This window comes from Halomicronema sp. CCY15110 (genome assembly GCF_016888165.1).
Lineage (GTDB): Bacteria > Cyanobacteriota > Cyanobacteriia > Phormidesmidales > Phormidesmidaceae > Halomicronema.
In genome coordinates, this window is sequence record NZ_JACSWC010000236.1 from 1 (window position 1) to 2,943 (window position 2,943).

Annotated in this window: 3 protein-coding genes and 1 pseudogene; 1 reads left to right on the top strand and 3 read right to left on the bottom strand. The window is 51.9% G+C overall.

Translation table 11 applies throughout. The features are described 5' to 3' along the window. Positions 1-339 (top strand): hypothetical protein (locus tag JUK32_RS08725; protein ID WP_204138470.1); only part of this gene is annotated, 339 nt, incomplete at its 5' end. Between the two features lie 866 nt (positions 340-1,205). Here the strand turns inward: JUK32_RS08725 and JUK32_RS08730 are convergent. The 3 genes and pseudogenes from JUK32_RS08730 to JUK32_RS08740 all read right to left on the bottom strand — a co-directional run. Further along, complete coding sequence (locus tag JUK32_RS08730) at positions 1,206-1,370, bottom strand: hypothetical protein (RefSeq protein ID WP_204138471.1); 165 nt, start codon at positions 1,368-1,370, stop codon at positions 1,206-1,208. A 56-nt stretch (positions 1,371-1,426) separates the two neighbouring features. Then, positions 1,427-1,612: a hypothetical protein gene (locus JUK32_RS08735; protein WP_204138472.1), complete on the bottom strand. Its 186-nt coding sequence runs from the start codon at positions 1,610-1,612 to the stop codon at positions 1,427-1,429. Further along, positions 1,609-2,943, bottom strand: a pseudogene (locus tag JUK32_RS08740) (site-specific integrase); the annotation flags it as partial. The gene JUK32_RS08735 and the pseudogene JUK32_RS08740, both read right to left, overlap by 4 nt.

Sequence of the window (2,943 nt, forward strand, 5' to 3'; positions counted from 1 at the left end):
GGCGCGATTGACTTCGACCAACTACGCGAAGAGAATCTCGATAAAGGTGCCGTCTACGAAGTTGTCGCCATCGACTTTGACCAACTGCGCGAAGAGAACCTAGACAAAGGCGCAATTGACTTTGACCAACTACGGGAAGAAAACTTAGATAAAGGGGCCGTCTACGAAGTTGTCGCCATCGACTTTGACCAACTGCGCGAAGAGAATCTCGATAAAGGTGCCGTCTACGAAGTTGTCACCATCGACTTTGACCAATTGCGGGAAGAGAACCTAGACAAAGGCGCGATTGATTTCGATGAACTGCGCGAGGAAAACCTTGAGAAAGACGCCATCGCATAATGGCTCGTCCCCTCAAGCCGGAGATGGGGCGCTATCTCCATCTGTTTGATGAACTATGTGCAGAGGGCCGAGACTCAACTCACCGCCCCGCCCAATCGCCCCCGGCCATGGCTTGGCCTCCAGCTAGTAGCGCCCCATCTCCCCCGACAGCCTAACCCCCACGTTGTTCCCTGCTCCCTCACCGATTCCAGCCCCCTTGATGACCATCGTGGTTGAGGGGGCTTTATGCCGGCTGGGTGGGCGAACTCCGGCGAGTCCATCCTCTTGACGCACCCTAAACCTCTAGCCGTTATCGACTAGAGGTTTTCGTTCATGTGAGCGGCGGTAGGGAATGCGCCCGGCGCTAAAGGGCTAATTTATCGACAGAAAATATAGAAATATTGAGAGCATTAAGAACAAAGAATAATCGAGTTTCAAGTTATGAGTTGATTTAAAACAATGACAGCATCCAGAACGGTCTCATTGAGTGATCTCCTCATCTGGGTTGAGCCTTTATGGAGTGGTCTCGATAATCATGACGGTAACTACACGCCCCGTCCTATCGATGTCCTAACTCCCTGCTACTGATACAGAGGAAATATCAAAAACCTGATTGGATGCTGTCATGTTAGATGACGTTTCAGACGTTAAATCGATATCAAACCTCCTATTTAACGTGGACTGAACGGTCATTTGGAAGCGAAGCTCATCGCTTCTTGATTACTAGAGTACTCCCGTCGCGATGAGAATGTGACTGCTGCAAATAAAGTTAATTCTCTCTCGCCAAAATGATAGGTGACAGCGGGTTATTCTCCGTAAACCTACCCACCATTGAGGTGAAACCGACCGGCGATCGCCCGCTTGCCCCAAATCTACGGACCTTGGCTTCACAAAGCGGCATAGTGCTGACGATACTGTTGGAGTAGGTGATTGATTTGTTGGCAGGCCTCCGCATAAGCGCAGCCTTGCTGCCGTTGTCGCCAGGCGACCAGAGCCGCATAACTGGCCTGCTGATGCATTAGTTCGTGAAACTCATCGGGAAGCGGCGTCATGGATTACTCAGAGTGAGAATGAGGTTGCCGCACGGTAACGACAACCTGGCGATACATCATTGTGCCGCAGCGGCAGCGCCACCTTGGAGTCGCGCCCGGGCCGATGCCCCTGCGACATTGCCGAAAATGATGGTTGGCGATCGCCCCTTTCTGGCTCTGCAACTCTCATGCTGCCATTCCACACTGCCCAAACCTTGCCGAAAATGACCCTTTTCGGCAAGGACATCGATCTGCTCGATCAAGTCTGCTCCTCAAAGTCACGGCCCAATAAGCGCTGGTACAAGCGCTTAAAGAACTGCCAGAGATCCTGATGACTCAGCTTTTGGGCGAATTGGAGTAATTGCTCAACGTTGTACACCTTGTCACCATCTGAGTCTGACAAGGGCCGGCAAAGCCGCTGATTGATGGCATCTTCAATAATCTGCTGCTTCTCAGACGGCGTACAGCGTTCATAAATTCGCCGCAGCGTCTCGACAGAATGCCCCATCATGTAGGCGAGTGCCCGCAATTCCGCATCCGACAATCCCACCTGAATTGCCCAGGTCGCCCAAACATAGCGAAAGGTATGAGGCGTCATTTTCTTGCCAATGAGCCGAAACGAATTACTGCGAATTGATTTAGCATAGGTCACTTGGGACATCAGCTTCCCAGACTGCTTTCCAACGAAGAGATACCCCCATCGCCACACACACCCATCCGGGTCTCGTGCTTCTGTGTCTTGAGGGTTGAATTCTACGCGCCCCTTCGTAATCCATCGGCCCATCTTGCCCTGCAATTCCGGCTTTGTCCCCTCATAGAGCTGCCGCGTTGGGAAAGGTCCAGGTAGCCATAACCCCTCAAGATACTCTTCCAGATAGTCATACAGGCAGCGCCCATCGTGAAATTGGCGATTGGGCAAAATGACCTGAAACCGCCCATGCTTCCGCTTCGTCTTGTAGCCCTGAATGTCCCTTACCCAAACCCCATCGGGATAGTGCCGACCGCGAAATTGATAGGTCCGATATAAATAAACATCGGTTACTTTCCTGCGGCGGTTCTTCTCTCGGACTGCATTAGGGGGCAACGGATAATAGCAGCCCTCAGTCGGCACATTATGAGGTTTTGCGAGCGGACAACTGAGCGCGATCCGTGTCATGCGGTCGTCCTGGGAGCGTCGCGGAGGATTAATGCCAATTAACGCCAGTTTGAGAAAGTGCTGATATTTGTGGGCAAGGGTGTGAGGCTTCTGAAACTCGCCTCGATAACTGCGTGGCCGACACTCCTGCCGAATCGGCTCCACCACCTTTTCCTGTACGACCTCTAACGCCGTCATCCCCTCTGGCGTGTCAGGCCATTTCTTACTCCAGTCAGCGACGGATTCTCCTCCCTCCATCCATTCATCAATTTCTTGAAAAACGACCTTGAAGTATTTCTGCAAAGACTTAAATAAGGGCAAGTGCTCATACTCATCCTCCGTGTCCACCCAATGGGCGTACTGCACTCGCCCAATCGCCTTGACTATTAGACGACAATGAGCCTGTCGGCTGACGACAACTAGAGAGGCGGATTTATTGATTTCGTCATCTGGATCCAA

Bases quoted from the DNA above. Each gene is read 5' to 3' on its own strand.
- JUK32_RS08730 (WP_204138471.1), bottom strand. From the start codon at position 1,370: ATGACGCCGCTTCCCGATGAGTTTCACGAACTAATGCATCAGCAGGCC.